Genomic DNA, 334 nt, shown 5'->3' with positions numbered 1-334 from the left:
CATGCCACTGCTAACCATTGGCGATCAATTCCCCGCCTACCAGCTCACCGCTCTCATCGGCGGTGACCTGTCCAAGGTCGACGCCAAGCAGCCCGGCGACTACTTCACCACTATCACCAGTGACGAACACCCAGGCAAGTGGCGGGTGGTGTTCTTTTGGCCGAAAGACTTCACGTTCGTGTGCCCTACCGAGATCGCGGCGTTCAGCAAGCTCAATGACGAGTTCGAGGACCGCGACACCCAGATCCTGGGGGTTTCGATTGACAGCGAATTCGCGCATTTCCAGTGGCGTGCACAGCACAACGACCTCAAAACGTTACCCTTCCCGATGCTC

General features: G+C 58.1%; 1 pseudogene. It reads left to right on the top strand.

Going from position 1 to position 334, the window contains the following annotated elements:
* Position 1: 1 nt before the first annotated feature.
* A pseudogene (ahpC, locus tag AC3II9_RS21640) lies at positions 2 to 334 on the top strand (peroxiredoxin AhpC); the annotation flags it as partial.

The organism is Lysinibacillus sp. RU7 (assembly GCF_057837305.1).
The sequence above is the reverse complement of the archived record's forward strand: the minus strand, read 5'-3'. Positions and strand labels throughout refer to the sequence as shown.